The organism is Bradyrhizobium guangdongense (assembly GCF_006483445.1).
GTDB classification, from domain to species: domain Bacteria; phylum Pseudomonadota; class Alphaproteobacteria; order Rhizobiales; family Xanthobacteraceae; genus Bradyrhizobium; species Bradyrhizobium guangdongense_A.
Window position 1 is genome coordinate 1 of sequence record NZ_PPPT01000056.1, and the last position, 14,486, is coordinate 14,486.

The 14,486-nt window shown below is 61.0% G+C and carries 13 protein-coding genes; 4 read left to right on the forward strand and 9 right to left on the reverse strand.

What is annotated here, in order from left to right:
• Positions 1 to 60: 60 nt before the first annotated feature.
• The 3 genes from C2U70_RS08450 to C2U70_RS08460 are packed head-to-tail and all read right to left on the reverse strand — an operon-like array spanning position 61 to position 5,185.
• Positions 61 to 1,515 carry a TULIP family P47-like protein gene (locus tag C2U70_RS08450; protein WP_140977545.1) on the reverse strand — a complete coding sequence of 485 codons (1,455 nt, stop codon included), beginning with the start codon at positions 1,513 to 1,515 and terminating at the stop codon, positions 61 to 63.
• Between the two features lie 21 nt (positions 1,516 to 1,536).
• Positions 1,537 to 3,201: a TULIP family P47-like protein gene (locus C2U70_RS08455; RefSeq protein WP_140977546.1), complete on the reverse strand. Its 1,665-nt coding sequence runs from the start codon at positions 3,199 to 3,201 to the stop codon at positions 1,537 to 1,539.
• A 43-nt stretch (positions 3,202 to 3,244) separates the two neighbouring features.
• On the reverse strand, positions 3,245 to 5,185 hold the full coding sequence (locus C2U70_RS08460; protein ID WP_246666700.1) for a TULIP family P47-like protein: 1,941 nt from the start codon (positions 5,183 to 5,185) through the stop codon (positions 3,245 to 3,247).
• 58 nt (positions 5,186 to 5,243) lie between these two features.
• On the opposite strand from C2U70_RS08460, the gene C2U70_RS33430 reads away from it, so the two are divergent.
• On the forward strand, positions 5,244 to 5,561 hold the full coding sequence (locus tag C2U70_RS33430; protein ID WP_246666701.1) for a hypothetical protein: 318 nt from the start codon (positions 5,244 to 5,246) through the stop codon (positions 5,559 to 5,561).
• Between the two features lie 54 nt (positions 5,562 to 5,615).
• On the opposite strand, the gene C2U70_RS08465 is transcribed toward C2U70_RS33430, so the two are convergent.
• From C2U70_RS08465 to C2U70_RS08485, 5 genes are all read right to left on the reverse strand, one after another.
• Positions 5,616 to 6,938 carry a TULIP family P47-like protein gene (locus tag C2U70_RS08465; protein WP_140977548.1) on the reverse strand — a complete coding sequence of 441 codons (1,323 nt, stop codon included), beginning with the start codon at positions 6,936 to 6,938 and terminating at the stop codon, positions 5,616 to 5,618.
• On the reverse strand, positions 6,895 to 7,203 hold the full coding sequence (locus C2U70_RS08470) for a hypothetical protein (protein ID WP_140977549.1): 309 nt from the start codon (positions 7,201 to 7,203) through the stop codon (positions 6,895 to 6,897). The genes C2U70_RS08465 and C2U70_RS08470 overlap by 44 nt, the downstream gene beginning before the upstream one ends.
• Entirely contained in the window at positions 7,158 to 7,751 is a 594-nt protein-coding gene (locus tag C2U70_RS33435; protein ID WP_246666702.1) for a helix-turn-helix transcriptional regulator, read from the reverse strand. Before C2U70_RS33435 ends, C2U70_RS08470 begins: the two co-directional genes overlap by 46 nt.
• Before the next feature lie 246 nt (positions 7,752 to 7,997).
• Complete coding sequence (gene asnB / locus C2U70_RS08480) at positions 7,998 to 9,914, reverse strand: asparagine synthase (glutamine-hydrolyzing) (protein ID WP_140977550.1); 1,917 nt, start codon at positions 9,912 to 9,914, stop codon at positions 7,998 to 8,000.
• Positions 9,915 to 10,013: 99 nt separating this feature from the next.
• The gene (locus C2U70_RS08485) at positions 10,014 to 11,618 is read right to left on the reverse strand and encodes a hypothetical protein (RefSeq protein ID WP_140977551.1); all 1,605 of its coding nucleotides are present in this window, start codon (positions 11,616 to 11,618) and stop codon (positions 10,014 to 10,016) included.
• 180 nt (positions 11,619 to 11,798) lie between these two features.
• Here C2U70_RS08485 and C2U70_RS08490 point away from each other — a divergent pair, with 180 nt between their 5' ends.
• The 3 genes from C2U70_RS08490 to C2U70_RS08500 all read left to right on the forward strand — a co-directional run bounded on the left by C2U70_RS08490 (position 11,799) and on the right by C2U70_RS08500 (position 14,181).
• Entirely contained in the window at positions 11,799 to 12,587 is a 789-nt protein-coding gene (locus tag C2U70_RS08490) for a class I SAM-dependent methyltransferase (RefSeq protein ID WP_140977552.1), read from the forward strand.
• Positions 12,588 to 12,670: 83 nt separating this feature from the next.
• On the forward strand, positions 12,671 to 13,321 hold the full coding sequence (locus C2U70_RS08495) for a class I SAM-dependent methyltransferase (protein ID WP_186294141.1): 651 nt from the start codon (positions 12,671 to 12,673) through the stop codon (positions 13,319 to 13,321).
• On the forward strand, positions 13,318 to 14,181 hold the full coding sequence (locus C2U70_RS08500; RefSeq protein ID WP_140977554.1) for a glycosyltransferase family 2 protein: 864 nt from the start codon (positions 13,318 to 13,320) through the stop codon (positions 14,179 to 14,181). The genes C2U70_RS08495 and C2U70_RS08500 overlap by 4 nt, the downstream gene beginning before the upstream one ends.
• 117 nt (positions 14,182 to 14,298) lie before the next feature.
• Here the strand turns inward: C2U70_RS08500 and C2U70_RS08505 are convergent.
• The coding region (locus C2U70_RS08505; RefSeq protein ID WP_140977555.1) for a helix-turn-helix domain-containing protein at positions 14,299 to 14,486 on the reverse strand (188 nt) is incomplete at its 5' end.

The following is a 14,486-nucleotide window of genomic DNA, read 5'->3' on the forward strand; positions in this document are numbered from 1 at the left end:
TCCGACGGCTGCACGGGACCCTGGACGGTGTCGAAGCAATAGTCTCGCAGCGCGCCGCCGTCAGTTATTCCAGTCGCCCCCGAGGCGCAGGGACTCGCTCATTCCCACATATTTCAGCGTAAGATCCTTGGTGTCCGTCCAGGTGATCGGAGCGGTGAAATTGTCGCGGAGATCGCCGAGGCCCGGCGCATCGCCGCTGTGGGATATCTGGAGGTTGTTGATCTCGTATTGCCCGACTGCGATGCCGACGAGGACCACGCTGATGACCAGCGAAATCGCGGGATCGACGACCAGAAGCAGGAGTGCCAGGACAATCGAAATGATCGTGAGGAGCGTCTGAATGAACTTGACCGCGGGATCCTCCCGATGCCCCGATACCCTCACCGCCGGCCGCGGCTGCGTGTAGACGAGCGCCGGTTCGTTGTTGCTGTTGGTTCCGAGGCTGATCGTGTAGTAGTAGGTCGAGGTACAGGTGGCGTAGATTCCGGGTGATACTTCGATTTCGATATGGGTGTCGATCTTCATCTCGTCGCCCATGATTTCAAGCGAGAAGCTCGTCATGACGGGCGTGTAGGTATCGCCTTGTTGTGTGGTGATGTCCGGCAGCGTGACCGAGACGCCCGATTTGAGCGACAGCACCTGACCAGATGAATCGACCTCCAGATCGTTTGGATTGAGTTTCGGCCATACGCCCGTCATGGACGGCTTGGCGATGTCCTCGAGCATGCGGCGGGGGCTGATGAGAAACGAAGCGGAGCACTTGTCCGGGATTGCGAAAGCGCTGATCTGCTGTTGTGCGGGGACCGGGTCGCTCGACGTCATGCAGAGAATGCCGAGATAGGCCGAGCTCTTGTCGATCTTGTCGACGACGGCGTAGTTCGTCGTGTGCGGTTTGCAGAAGGCCCACTTGCCCGTCGCCATCTTGTCGTTGAGATCGACGACCGCAAAGACATGCGCGAAATCGTCGAGATTGTCCCCGCACCACTCCAGAAACGCCGCTTCCACGCTGGTCTTCATCGCGATCAGCGAGAGGGGCTTGTTGAAGGTCATCGCGACGAAGGTGACGACGGGGTCGTTTGGGTCGTTGCTCACGGTGCGCGTGAGAAGCAGTTGCCGCGTCGTGCCTTTGGGGGGCGGCGGAAGCGGCTTGCCGTCGGCGTCATAGAGCGGCGTGATGCCGTCGTGCGGCAGGAAGTTCAGTTTCACCTCGATCACGCCGAGGAGGTCGGCGCAGGCAAAGCTGTGGCTTTGTCCTTTGGTATCGACATAGCTGCCGGAGAGGTTCTTCATCGGCAAGGCCATGCGGACGATGGGGCCGTCTCCCTCCGGGATGACCTGCCAGTCGCCGAAATCCGCCTGCATGTTGAAGGCGCTTGGGGCCGCACCCTTGTAGGTGAGTTTGGCGGGCGAGACCTTGTTTGCTGCGATCGCCTTGTTGACCCGTTCGACCGGGATCGCGAACACGGTATCCCAGCCGAAGGTCGGCGTGATCGTGGGCTGCGCGGCAGCGTTCATGTCGTCCTCCCGGGCGTGATGCTATTTCACATCGAGCTTGCCGTAGAGCAGGAGACTCTGGGCCAGCTCGACGCCGTTCAGCTTCCAGTTGTCCGCTCCCGGCCATTTCGAGGCACCGAGCACGTTGGCCATGAAGTCATCGATCGCAGGCACGTCATCCAGCTTCCAGTCCCCATTCTGCTCGAGCTGGTTGATACCCATCGCGATCCCAGAGATCGCGGAGATGACCCCGCTTCCGAGCGTCAACCTGTTGACGAGGGTGGCGAGCCGCGCGTCCGCGGGCAGGTTGGCGGACATCGCAGCGGCGGCCGCCAGATTGTCCGATCCAGACACGGCCATGCTCGACATTTGAGCGGCTTCGTCCGCGCTGAGAGCAAGATCGGCGCCGGCGCCCGCGGCCTGGGTTACTTTTGCGGCGAGCGCACTGCCTAGCTTCCAGACGCCCTGACCCGCGGAATAGAGGCCCTTGGCCAAAGGGAGGATCGAAAAGGCGATGGTGACAATGAGCATGGCGCGAGAAAAGTCCTGAGCGGTCTGATCCGGCGTCACGCTGATGGTCGGCTTGTCGACGATCTGCGCGGTCGTGACGCCGGTCGAGGTCGTCATGGTCGGGAAATTCGGCGTCAGGACCTGGTTGCCCTTGGAGTCCTTCCCGAGGTCGAGCGTGTAGTATTGTGTGAAGCCGACGGTGACGAGATCGTTGCCGACCATCAGCGGATGCTTGAAGGTCATGCCCGTGAATTCCAGCTCGATCTGGTCCTCGACGACGCGCATCCGGAAATTGCCCTTGGGAATGAGGGGCTTGACGATCGTGCCGTCATCCAGCTTCACATCCTGCCAGGTGAGATCCTTGTTGTTAGTGACGACAAGACCATTGCCGATGATGTCGAAGTCCGCAAGCTGAGAGCCCTGGAGCACCGCCTTCGCGCCCGGCTTGAGCACGTGCTCGACGAGCTTCTCTCCACTGATGGCGAGCACCGCGTTACTGGTCGCCGGAAGGTTCTTGACGACATTGATGTCGATCTGCTGCGAGAGCAGGCCGATGGGATCGCCGTCGGTCGCGCACAGGGCCGCGAACGCGCCGAGCTTCTTGTTCGTGCTCACGGCCATCGCATAGGAATAGTCGGTCGGCTTGAGCCACTGGAAGTCGCCCTTGGCCGCCGTCTCGCTCAGCATCATGGCATGGAAAATGTGCTTGAACGCAGCGATGTTGGCGTTGAACCAGTCTCCGAAGATGAAGAAGAAATCATTGCGCAAGGTCTGCGGCACGATGGCGATGACGGTCACGGCCGGAGCCGTCGGTGTGGAGGTCGGGTCGACCAGCAGCACCTTGGCCTGCGTCGGCATGGTCGCCTGGTCGGCCGTCTTGTCCGTGAAGGCGCTCGCCTTGTCGTTGATGGTCTGAAGCGCGATCTCGACGTAGAGCGTCGCGCCGGCGAGGTCGTGCGACTTGCCGCTGTTGTCGATCCCGGTTCCGCTGACGATGGGGCAGGCGAACTCGAGCAGCGTGCCCGAGCGGCCCAGCGTCATCTCCCACGGACCCCAGACGCCCTTGATGGCGTTGGTGCCTTCGGTCAGGTCGAAGGTCGGCGGGTATGTCTTCTGCGCCGCAATGGCCCCGTTGAGGACATCAGGCGTCACGACGTTCGCCGTGTCCCACCCTTGAAGGTCGATTTCCTGGCCCATGGCAAACTCCAATTCTCAAATGCGTGACGTCTTCCAATCGATCTCAGGAAAGCTTGCCGTAGATCAGCAGGCTCTCCGCCAGCCGGGCATCGACGACGGTCCAATTGTTCGCGGTCCCGGTCCAGTCGTAGGCTTGGAAGAATGCGGTCAGGAGCGCCTCGACTGCGAAGGCGGCCGGCAGGTTGGCGACGACACCATCGGCGAGATCCTTGACCGTGGACTTGCTGTAGATGGTCCAGAAGCTACCGGCCGTAACGCCCGCGATCAGGCCGTTGACTGTCGTTGCGAGTGCAACCTTCGTCACGAACATGACGCTGCCTGCCGCCATCGCGGCGCCGTTTCCGCAACATACCAGGGCCCAGTCAGCCGCCGCGGCGTTGAGCACCGCGTCGGTATTTTCATAGACGCCGCTTCCCATCTGAACCATGCCTACGCCGGCATTGGCGGCGGCGTTGGCGGCCTGCGTCAGCGCCTGGCTACGGATGATCCAGGCGCCGGCCGAAGCGCTCACCAGGCCGAGGCTCAGCACCGACATTACGATCGCGGTCGCGGACATCGCGGTTTGGAAATCGATGGCGGTCTTGTCGAAACCGATGTTCACGACGGGATCGATGATGGTCGGCAGGTCGTCCTTGATCGCCTGCGCATTTCCGCTGTCGGGATCGACGTTTCGGGCAAGCAGGAAATTTTTTCCCGTCGAGGGATCCCTCGAGAGCACGAGGTACACTTGCTGCTTGAACTGAAGCGTCGCGATCTTGTGGCCGGGCCACGACCAACCCGGAACGTCGAAATGCGCGCCAGTGAATTCCAGCTCGATGTAGCGGCCTACGATTCGAATCTTGAACCCGCCGTGGGGAACCACCGGTGTCACCTTCGATTTGTCGGCGAGTTCGATCTCGCGCCACGACAGGTCCTTGTTGTTGGTGATCACGAGTCCCGTGGGGTCAAAGGAGAAGTCCGCGGCTTGAGACTTCACGAGCGTCGCCATCGCGACGTCGAGCAGGATTTTTTTCGCGAACCGCTCTCCGCTGAGCGCGAATACCGAATTCGCTCCGCTCGGAAGACCGTCAAGGATCGCGGGATCGATCTGGGGGGCGAGCGTCGAATCGTCGCGGTTCTCGGTCATGGAAAGCAGGGCGAAGACGCTCGTCTTCGTGCTCGGCGTACTTGCGGCATCCGCGACCGCGTACTGCGTGTCCGTTGGATTCAGCCAGGCAAGATTGCCCTTTGCGAGTGCGCTATTGAAGTCCAACGTGTGGAAGACGTTCTTGAAGTTTGCGATGTCGTTGTTCAGCACATTGCCGAAGGTAAGCTGTGCCTGCTTGATCTGCTGCGGGGTTGCCGTGCTGTTCGTTGGCGGCACGAGGCCGATGATCGTGACGGCCGGACTTGCAGGCGTGCTTGTCGAATCCGCCATCAGCATCATTTTGCTGCCGGTGACCTGGACGTTTGCGAGCGAGATCTGCGCCTGGACGGCGAAGCCGTCCAGCGGCAGGACTGTGAACACCGAACCAATGATCGTGAAACCTCCGGGGGGCGGGTTCTTCAGGAGCATCTGGCCGAAATTGGCCGTCAGTGAACCTCCGGCCGCCAGCGCGACGGCGGGATACATCAGCGTCGTTGCACTCGGCGTGTAAGTGAACGCGGGATTTAATCCCTTTTCCAGATCGGTGATGGTTGCACCCGGCCAGTTGCCGTCCGGACCGCGGAACCAGATCTTGCCGGCGTCGAGATCAACGGCGACACCGACGGTATCTCCCGCCGACCAGGGCTTGGCGGCACCGCCGGGAAAAGCCACCGGCGTGCCAGCCGAGATCGCCTGGCCGTCGCTCTGATAGCCATACGCTCCAGCCATCGTCGTCGTAAAAGCCTGCCCCGCCGTGCCCGACGGAGCGATCCCGATGATCGCCTTGCCAGTGGACGACGCGCCAAGCGTCACCTCGAAGTAGTATTTGCCGCTCGTGCGACCGATGTCGCCGAGCACGCTTTGAGTGACGCCCGATGTCGCGGAATTGGTCGCCAGAAGGCGGCTGGCATCCAGCTTGATCGATGAGCCCGCCGTGCTGGCGTTCAGCCCCGGCATGGTGTTCATCTGGGTCGCAAAAATGGCCGTACCGCTCTTGATCCTGCATTTCATCTGTACGGTCTCTGCGGCGCCGCCGACATCGAGGCTCCACGGTTCCCAATCGCCGCTCACCGACGGCTGCGACAGGGGATCGCCCGACAGGAACGCGAACGTCATGGGCGTCTTGCCCTGGCTCTTGATCGCGGCGTTGATCACATCGAAAGTCGCCACGTTCGCTGTGTCAAAACCATGCAATGAAATGGTCGTGGGTGTCGTGGGTGTGCTCGCCAAGTGACGCTCCTCTATTCGGGAATCCGGTGGATGTCTTGGTCGTCCGCTCTTCGGCGGACTACGTGCCGATCATGCAGCGCAGGTAGAAAGACGAGGACAGCCCGGCGTCATGGACCGACCAGCTTTTGGCGCCGGGAAACTCGATGACGCTGGCCGACCAATTGCTCAGATCGAGCTTGCCGGTGTTGTTGGAAACGGCATTGGCGACCGCAGCGCAAACCGACGCGATCACGACGTCGACGATGATCAGCACCAGCGGCCCCACGAAAAGCAGGGTCGGCGCGGCGACGACGTAGATCCACCATGGGACATGCGTGGTGTAATCCGAGGTCGGCGTCCCGTCCTGGGTCATCGTCAGCTTGCCGGATACGCTGTCGAAGCTGGATTTCAACTTGACCGTTTCGGTGAACGACACCGAGGAGTCCTTGAGCCCCGTAATGTCAAAGGCGCCGAGACCGGAGCACATCATGTTCGCGCCACTGATGCCGATACCAAGGGACGACAGCACCGGCGTGTAGTCGATCAGGCCGCTGCGCACCGGTGGGCAGATCAGCGCGCCCGAATTGACGATGATGGAGCCGACACCCGGGATGTCCACCATGACGAAGTTCGCAGCGGTCGCTCCGACGTAGCTGGCGGGCAGCTTTGGCTTGACGACGTTCTCGAGAAACACCGGCCCGGCGAAGGCGATGCAGACGTCGTTCTTGCCGTCGCAGAGCGACGGATCGATGGCGCGGGGCAGCTTGCTGGTGTCGGCACTGGAGACCATGCCCAAGAGCGCGAGATAGCTTGACGATCCCGTGCCGCCCTGAACGTAGACGTATGTCGTGTTCTGGGGCTTGAACCAGGCGCCGCCACCTGTCGGCGTCAGGTTGAGCGAGGTGAAGACGTAGGACAGCTTGGCGTTATTCGCGATCAGGCAGAGCGGAACGTTGTCGTGCAGCGTCATCGCCAGCGCGCTGCCGTTCGGCAGCTTGGCGAGCAGCTTGTCCCTGTCAGCCGTGACGATCAGGATGCTGCCGGCTTTCGGATCGTTCGGCTGCGAGGTGACCGACGTGAAGTTGAACTTCAGGTCGCTGGTTTTCGTCGAACTGTTGAGGACGAAGGCCAGCTCGATCTCGGCAACGATGACCACGCCGTCGAGCGCACCGGACGCGAGCGGCGTGGCGACCGTGCCGGTCTTCACCGGGAGTTCGATATGGAGCTTCTTGTCGGATCCGCCGGAGACGATGCGCCAGGCGTTAAACTGCGCGGTGATGGTGGTCCCGGCTCCATCGTCGAAATTGAGTGAGGCGGGCGTGGCCTTGAATTGAAGCGCAAGCAGCTTGTTCAGCGCGTCAGACGAGCACGCGCAGGCAAAATCCCAGCCGTACAAATCCATAACGTAAAACTTTCAAATGAAACGCGATCAGCTTATCGGCAAAAGGGAACCCGTCAAGGTTGAGCAGCGCATGCGTGCAGAAATCATCGACACGCGCGAATGCTGGTGCGAGACCGGGCGACACTGTTGTTTCGAAAAGGAAAAGAACCGCTGCGTCGAAGCATATGGCGGCGATGACGCGACGATCTCTTCGAAAAATAAAGGTGCGGCGAATAGCCGTTACCTGGTTTTCCCGCGAAAATCCCGCGGCGAGGTCCCGGTCCATTGCCGGAAGGCCCGCGAAAAACTCTTCTCGTTGCGGAAGCCGGCGATCTCGGCGATCCGCTTGATCGGGGCGCGGCCCCGCATCAACTCGGCCTTGGCGAGCTCGAGCTTGGTTTCTTCCTTCAGTGCGCGCAGCGAGGTGGCCTCTTCGCGCAGGCGGCGATGCATGGTGCGGGTCGACAGCGCGAGCTCGGCTGCGACGTCTTCCGCGCCGACGATGCGTCCGCGGGCGGCAGCATCGTTAACAGCGATAAGACGCTGTCCGGATCGCGGGAGGCGCCGCGGGCGGTTGAACCGGCTTAAGCCCGCCAAGGCGAGCAAGCCGGAGGCGGACGCTCCGCGGACGTCGCGCGAGGCTGGCGGGGGCGGTGGTAGTGAGAGCGGCGGCGGCAATTTCGATGGCACATGGGTCGCGGTTTCAATGGGCACGCCTTGCGGCACCGCCAGCGAACGGTTCGTGATCTCGGGCGGCCGCATCAGCGGCGAGTTGAGCTCCGGCCAGGTCAGCCCGAGTGGCGCGACCACGAGCGGCGGTTCCGGTGGAGGCATAAGCTGGCATAGCTCCGGCCGCTTCTCCGGTCGCAGCGGGTTGGGTTCGTTCACGCGGTCCGACGGCTGCACGGGACCCTGGACGGTGTCGAAGCAATAGTCTCGCAGCGCGCCGCCGTCAGTTATTCCAATCGTCCCCGAGGCGCAGAGACTCGCTCAGTCCCACGTATTTCAGCGTAAGGTCCTTGGTGTCCGTCCAGGTGATCGGAGCGGTGAAATTGTCGCGGAGATCGCCGAGGCCCAGCGCTATCGATCGCGCCTGACGAACAGGTCGTCTCCCGCCAGCTCCGACCGCCACAGCGCGAGTGTCAGCAGCGGCCAAAGCGCATAGGCGTGGTTGGTCGTTCGGCTTGCGTGGCTCTGCCAGAGATCGCGAACCGCATCCGGCTGGAGATACGGCTCGAAGATGCCGCGCGAGCGAACGAATACGTTATCACAGAGCTGCCGCATCGGTCCGCGCAAGAGTCCGGCGAGCGGATTGTTGAACCCGCGCTTCGGCGCATTCCAGATCCGCTCCGATGCGCCCTTCCTGCGAAGGGCGTTTCTCAGCACGGGCTTTGTAGGACCTCGCGCCGGCACCACCAGATCGAGGCTGCAGCTTCCGGAAAACTCCATAATGCGCCGGTCGAGAAAGGGAACGCGGATTTCGACGCTGTTGGCCATGCTCATCGCATCAGTCTTCATCAACAGCCCGCTCGGCAGATGATAGGTCTGATCGGAGATCAGGCATCGGTCGAGCATCGTGGGACCGTCAGCGCGATCGATCGCCGCGCGGTAACCGGCCATTGGGCTGACATCCACGAGCGCCCGAAGACCGGGCCCATACAGCGATGGAAGCATGAAGTCTGGGATGTATCGCCTCCATTCGGCATGCGCATGACGCCCGCCGGCTGCGATGCCGAGGAGGAACCGCGCAAGAAGAGCCGTCGCGGGAAGCCGTTTTTCGTTTGCGCCCAATGCTGCGTACAGGAGCTTCCCGACCGCTCCGGCAAGGCCGGCCGGGATCGCAGCGCCTGGTCCGCCGGCAAGACGTGAGGCCCGGTACGTTGGATAGCCTCCGAAGAACTCGTCGGCACCGTCTCCTGACAGAGCCACCGTGGAATTGCGACGAAGCTCCCGCGTCAGCAACAGCAACGGACCGGCACTTTCATCCGCGACCTGACCGTCGAAATGATGAACGACGCGCGCCAGCGTATCCTCGGGATGCGGGTCCTCGCTGACCGGGACGATGCGGTGCGGCATCGAGGTCTCTTGCGCAACCAGAGCGGCAATCGCCGTTTCGTCATGCGACTGTTCGGCGAACGATGCCGTTACAAGTGGAAACTTTCCGCGTTTTGCGACGGAGTAAGCAATCAGAGAGCTGTCTATTCCGCCGCTTTGCAGAATTCCGACCGGAACGTCGCTGATCAATTGGTCATTGACGACTTGCTCGAAGAGCGGAAGGAAGCACTCGACGGCTTCGTCAAGTCTTCGGAAGCCTTGCTTGCGGTGCGGCTGCCAGAAGCGCCGCGATGCTTCGCCTTCCCTGTCGTAGACGACGATCGATCCCGGCTCGACCTGGCGGATATGTCGCATCGTCGTTGCTGCCGGCCCGACATAACCCATCGCCAAGAATCGGTGCAGCCCCTCGCTGTCCAGCGCGCGCGGATGTTGCGGATCGGCCAGGAGCCCCTTGATCTCGCTGGCGAAGCGCACGACACCGCCGATCGCCGAAAAGAAAATCGGCTTCGTGCCGACGGGATCCCGCGCCAGGATCAGGCGTCTGGCCGCTCTGTCCCAGAGGCCCATGGCAAAAATTCCCTCGATGCGGGAAAATAGCTTTTCACCCCAGGCGAGATATCCGGCCGGAAGGATCTCGGTGTCGCAGTGAGAACGAGAGACGAAGCCGAAGTCGTGCTCGAGCTCGGTGCGTAGTTCGGCCTCGTTGTAGATCTCGCCATTGTAGGTAACCGTGATCCGCCCACTTGGATCGCTCATCGGCTGTCGTCCGGCCGCCGTGAGGTCGCGGATTGCAAGCCGCCGATGTCCGAAGCCAACGGCGCCGCCGAGCCAAATCTCGCCGGCATCAGGCCCCCGGTGGACCATGACGTCGGTCATCCGCGTCAGAACGGCCGGGTCAACATCCCGACCGTCAAGATTGAAGATGCCGGCGATACCGCACATGCGCCTAGAACCGAGCGGATTCAGGGAAACGACGAACGAAACGACAGCGGCGGTCGCCGGCGGAGAACGGCCAGCCGGCGCCACGCGAACGGGCTACATCTAGGAACACCCTGCAGCCTTTCCGGTATAGGAAGCGTACCGTAGCAATCGAATGCGTCCCGTGTCGATGACCTCGTTTGGTGCACGAGAGCCGAACTCGCCCGCTTCGGTACCCTTCGGCAACGCAAGCACGACGTTGAATTTTCCACAGACGCGCTCGACGACCCGATCCACCTCGGAAAAATTCGCGGCGTGGTGAATCAGCTTATTCGACGCTCCGATCTCCTTGGTGATCGGGAGAGCTTCGAGAACCGGCGACACCACGACGTCCTCGTATCTGGTGTTGCGTCCGATATCTTCCCACATCAGCAGATGTTCGCGATTGATCCGCCCGAGAAAATGAAAGGGCGCGCGGAATGCATCCGCCGAACACAGGAATGAGACTACGGCAAGCGCCACACCCGCAGTCGCCAGGCCCCCCTTGCGCGCCGGCGAAGCTGTCGCGCCGGCCGATTGCCTGATCAGCGTGAAAACAGCGATCGGCACAATCGCAAAGGGAACGAGGCTCAGGGCAAGCATCGCCTTGGTAATGGCCCAGCGATGAATGAACGTGTGTTGATAGAGCACGAGCATATGGACGTAGAATGGAACTGTGACCAGCACCAGGACCGACAGGGTGGCAAAAGTGGTTCGCCGATCGGTCTCATCGCGCGCCCGGAGAAATGCGATCACCAGCAATACCAAAGCGATCAGAACCGATCCCACGATCCACGGAAACGCCCATCCCCACAGGAAGCCATCGTGCATCTCGACAAAAGCCGCCCCGAATCCGCTGATGTGGCTTTCGTCGGTCAAGTTCATCCTCTCCATGATCTTTCCGATCAGTTCGCGGATCGAGGACGAGATTCCGTGGCTTGCGGCTACCGAGCCTGGGGCAAAGAAACGCCAGCAGAGATAGATGAGAAAGGCCGAGACAGGCAGCAGCGACAGGCCGACCAGGCGCCGAAAGCTAACGCGTGGCGTGACTCCAAGAAATCCCGCAGCAAGGCGCGTCAGCATCCAGAACGCGAACAAGGTGTACGACAGCCAATCAACCAGAAAAGCGCCGTATATCGTCGCCAACTGAACGGCCGCAATGATCTGTCGATCGCGCGGCGATCGTGCCCGATAGAACAGCACCTCGAGCAGAATAAACAGCGCCGTGTAAATCAGGACGGCCGTTACGACATCGTAGATCTGCGAGAATATGTAGATCAAACCGCTCGACAGCAGAATCGGGAGCGAGACGGCGAGCGCGATGATGCAGCTACTGAGCTTGTTCAGCCTATTCAGCAGGGCGAGATTGAAGCCGATGAATGCCGCCGCGAGCGAGATCAAGCCCTGCTGAGTCGCATTGATCCAGTTGACCATCGTGACGCTTGGCTCGACGCCGAGGATCTTTGCCACCAGATAGATCGGCACGAAGGCGCCGGACGGCCAGGACTCGTAGAGCGTGCGCGCCGCGAGCGTCGGTGTTTCGATGGAACGGGGCACACGGGGCGTGGAGAACCACATCTTGAAGGGATTTTCGTCCCACCACATCAGGGCCCACATCTTCGCCTCGGGGGTGATTCCATCGGCATCGAACACCGGCACCTGATCCATATAGGCGAGCCGCAGGCGCACCGTGTATATCCAGACCGCCAAGACACCGAGAGCGACAGCCCATGCTGCGCAACGTCGAGACCTCATCCACCCCCCAAGAAGTTCCAAACAGGCTTTGGTTGTCTTTCACACCCCGCGAAGGTATGCAATAAGGGCGATGATAAGGCAACTTGCCACTTTAGAGGGTAGAGACGGTCGAAATTGACGGCACTCGCAAACCACACACCGGATAGTTCCCGCCAGAAGGAGCACTATACGGCGATCCACGATGCTTACGAGGCGCACTACTACGATGCGCCGTCGATGAAATATCGTGCGCGCTTCATGTATAGCTGGCTGTTCGACGGACTGGATCTAAACAACAAGACTATCGCCGATCTGGCGTGCGGAAGTGGCCACAACTCGCTCGCAATCATCGAACGATATCACGGCGTCAAAACCGTCGGATTCGACATCTCGGGGCCAGCGTGCGAATCCTATACGCGAACCACGCAAAACATCGCACATGTCATCGACCTGACGAGGCCAGCCGACATTTCCGAGCAATTCGACGGTGCCATCATCATTGGCGGGCTCCACCACTGTGTTACGGATCTCCCCCAGACACTTCGGAACGTCGCCAGGATGGTCAAGCCGGGCGGTCACCTCTTGATGATGGAGCCCAGCGCCGACTTCGCGCTGAACGTCGTCCGCGACAAGTGGTATGCATCTGACAAATACTTCGACGCTCCGACTGAAGAAGCCCTGTCCCACGACGCTATTCTGGAGCAGGCATCCCCGTACTTTGAGGGCGAGGCTGTGCGTTATTTTGGCGGCTTGGCCTATTTTCTCATCCTCAACAGCCTCATTATGCGCGTGCCGCTCGGCATCAAGCCGATTCTCTGGCCCCTCGTGAAGCCGTTCGAAATCGCATTCAGCAATATTCCGCTGCCCAGCATGTATCCGTGCTTCCTGGCAAAGTGGAAACGAACCGCGGCGCCGGTCGCCTGATGAGCACCATGCCTGAGCAAGGATCGGACGCGAACGAATTGGCGCCTACATTCTCGAGCGCCATTGCGGACGCGCATAATTACATGAACTGGATCATCGGGACGATGCGGCCCTATCTCGGCCGCGACGTCCTCGAGGTCGGCATTGGCCATGGCAGCTACTACGAAATTCTCGGGAAGCTTGGCCGGTATTCTGGCGTCGATATTGACCCGGAGAATGTCGCGAATTCCAAAAGCCGATACCCAGGGGGCGATTTCGCGATCGCGGACATCTGCTCGGAAGAATTTCGCGCACGATTCGCGCCCGGCAGCGTCGACACCGTCGTCTGCTGCAACGTCATCGAGCATATCGAAGACGACAGTCGCGCCGTTGCCAACATGGCCAACGCCTTGTCGCGGGGCGGTCATTTGCTGCTGCTGGTGCCGGCGCTGCAGCAGCTCTACGGCGACCTGGACCGGCTCGCGGGGCACCATCGCCGATACAACAAGGCGCTGATGCTCAAGGCCTGCGCGGGAGCGCCGATCGAGATACTCGAATTGCGCTATTTCAATCCGATCGGGGGCCTCGCCTGGTGGATCAACACCTTCGCGAAGCACGAGACCTTGGACGACTCGGCGGTCAACACCCAGATCCGCATCTTCGACAAATATGTCCTTCCGATCTCCCGGATGGTTGACCCCCTGACACGAAGCTTCTTCGGCCAGTCTCTGATCTGCGTGGCCCGCCGATCATGATTTCCGTCGTCATCCCGGCTCTCAACGAGGAGCGAGGCATCAGCGACACGGTCAAGAACATCGCCACCGTGCTGACGACGGCCAACCTGATCCCGTTCGAGATTATCGTGGTTGACGATGGATCCACGGATGCGACAGGAAGGCTCGCCAGCGAAGCCGGAGCAAAGGTTCTCCGCCACCCGCACAATGTCGGCTATGGCCGTTCGCTCAAGAAGGGTATCGAGGCGGCAAGCCATGACATGATCGCAATTTGCGATGCCGACAGCACCTATCCTGCTTCGGCGATTCCGGACCTCGTCCACCTCTACCAGGACGGCTTCGACATGGCCGTCGGCGAGCGGCATGGCCCCCACTACCGGCAATCCGCGCTCAAGATGCCATTGCGGGCGCTCCTGCGCTTCCTGGTGGAGTGGACTGCTGGCCGTCGCATCCCTGACATCAATTCCGGCTTGCGCGTTTTCGGCCGCACCACCGCGATGGAATATTTTCCTCATCTGTGCGACACGTTCAGCTTCACCACCTCCATGACGCTCGCCTACATGATGACGAGGCGTTTCGTCACCTATCACAAAATCGACTATTTCGAGCGATCTGGCAGCAGCAAGGTCCGCTTGTTCAGGGACTCCCTGAAGACGCTGCAGTACATCGTCGAAGCGATCGTCTACTATAATCCGTTGAAGATATTCCTGCTCACCAGCCTGATCTGCATCGCCGTAGCCGTCGTAATGATGCTGGTGTCCTTGTCGTTCTCGATCGTGACCGGAATCATGCTTTCGATCGGGATCGCAATGGTCTCAGTGATCATGCTTGGCATTGGCATGCTCGCGGTGTTGCTCAAGCAGATCATGGACAAGGCCTGACCGGCCCGCCATCCGCGGCGCACGCTGGTTAGATTTCGTACTGACCGACTGCGAAGCCGACGAGGCGGCGATGACGCGACGATCCCCTCGAAAATAAAGTGGTGCGGCGAATAGCCGTTACCTGGTTTTCCCGCGAAAATCCCGCGGCGAGGTCCCGGTCCATTGCCGGAAGGCCCGCGAAAAACTCTTCTCGTTGCGGAAGCCGGCGATCTCGGCGATCCGCTTGATCGGGGCGCGGCCCCGCATCAACTCGGCCTTGGCGAGCTCGAGCTTGGTTTCTTCCTTCAGTGCGCGCAGCGAGGTGG

Excerpts from the sequence above, each read along its gene's own strand:
- C2U70_RS08470 (WP_140977549.1), bottom strand. The coding sequence starts at position 7,203 with ATGGACCGGGACCTCGCCGCGGGATTTTCGCGGGAAAACCAGGTAACG.
- C2U70_RS08450 (WP_140977545.1), bottom strand. The coding sequence starts at position 1,515 with ATGAACGCTGCCGCGCAGCCCACGATCACGCCGACCTTCGGCTGGGAT.
- C2U70_RS08465 (WP_140977548.1), bottom strand. The coding sequence starts at position 6,938 with ATGGATTTGTACGGCTGGGATTTTGCCTGCGCGTGCTCGTCTGACGCG.
- C2U70_RS08500 (WP_140977554.1), top strand. The coding sequence starts at position 13,318 with ATGATTTCCGTCGTCATCCCGGCTCTCAACGAGGAGCGAGGCATCAGC.
- asnB (WP_140977550.1), bottom strand. The coding sequence starts at position 9,914 with ATGTGCGGTATCGCCGGCATCTTCAATCTTGACGGTCGGGATGTTGAC.
- C2U70_RS08455 (WP_140977546.1), bottom strand. The coding sequence starts at position 3,201 with ATGGGCCAGGAAATCGACCTTCAAGGGTGGGACACGGCGAACGTCGTG.
- C2U70_RS33435 (WP_246666702.1), bottom strand. The coding sequence starts at position 7,751 with ATGCCTCCACCGGAACCGCCGCTCGTGGTCGCGCCACTCGGGCTGACC.
- C2U70_RS08495 (WP_186294141.1), top strand. The coding sequence starts at position 12,671 with ATGAACTGGATCATCGGGACGATGCGGCCCTATCTCGGCCGCGACGTC.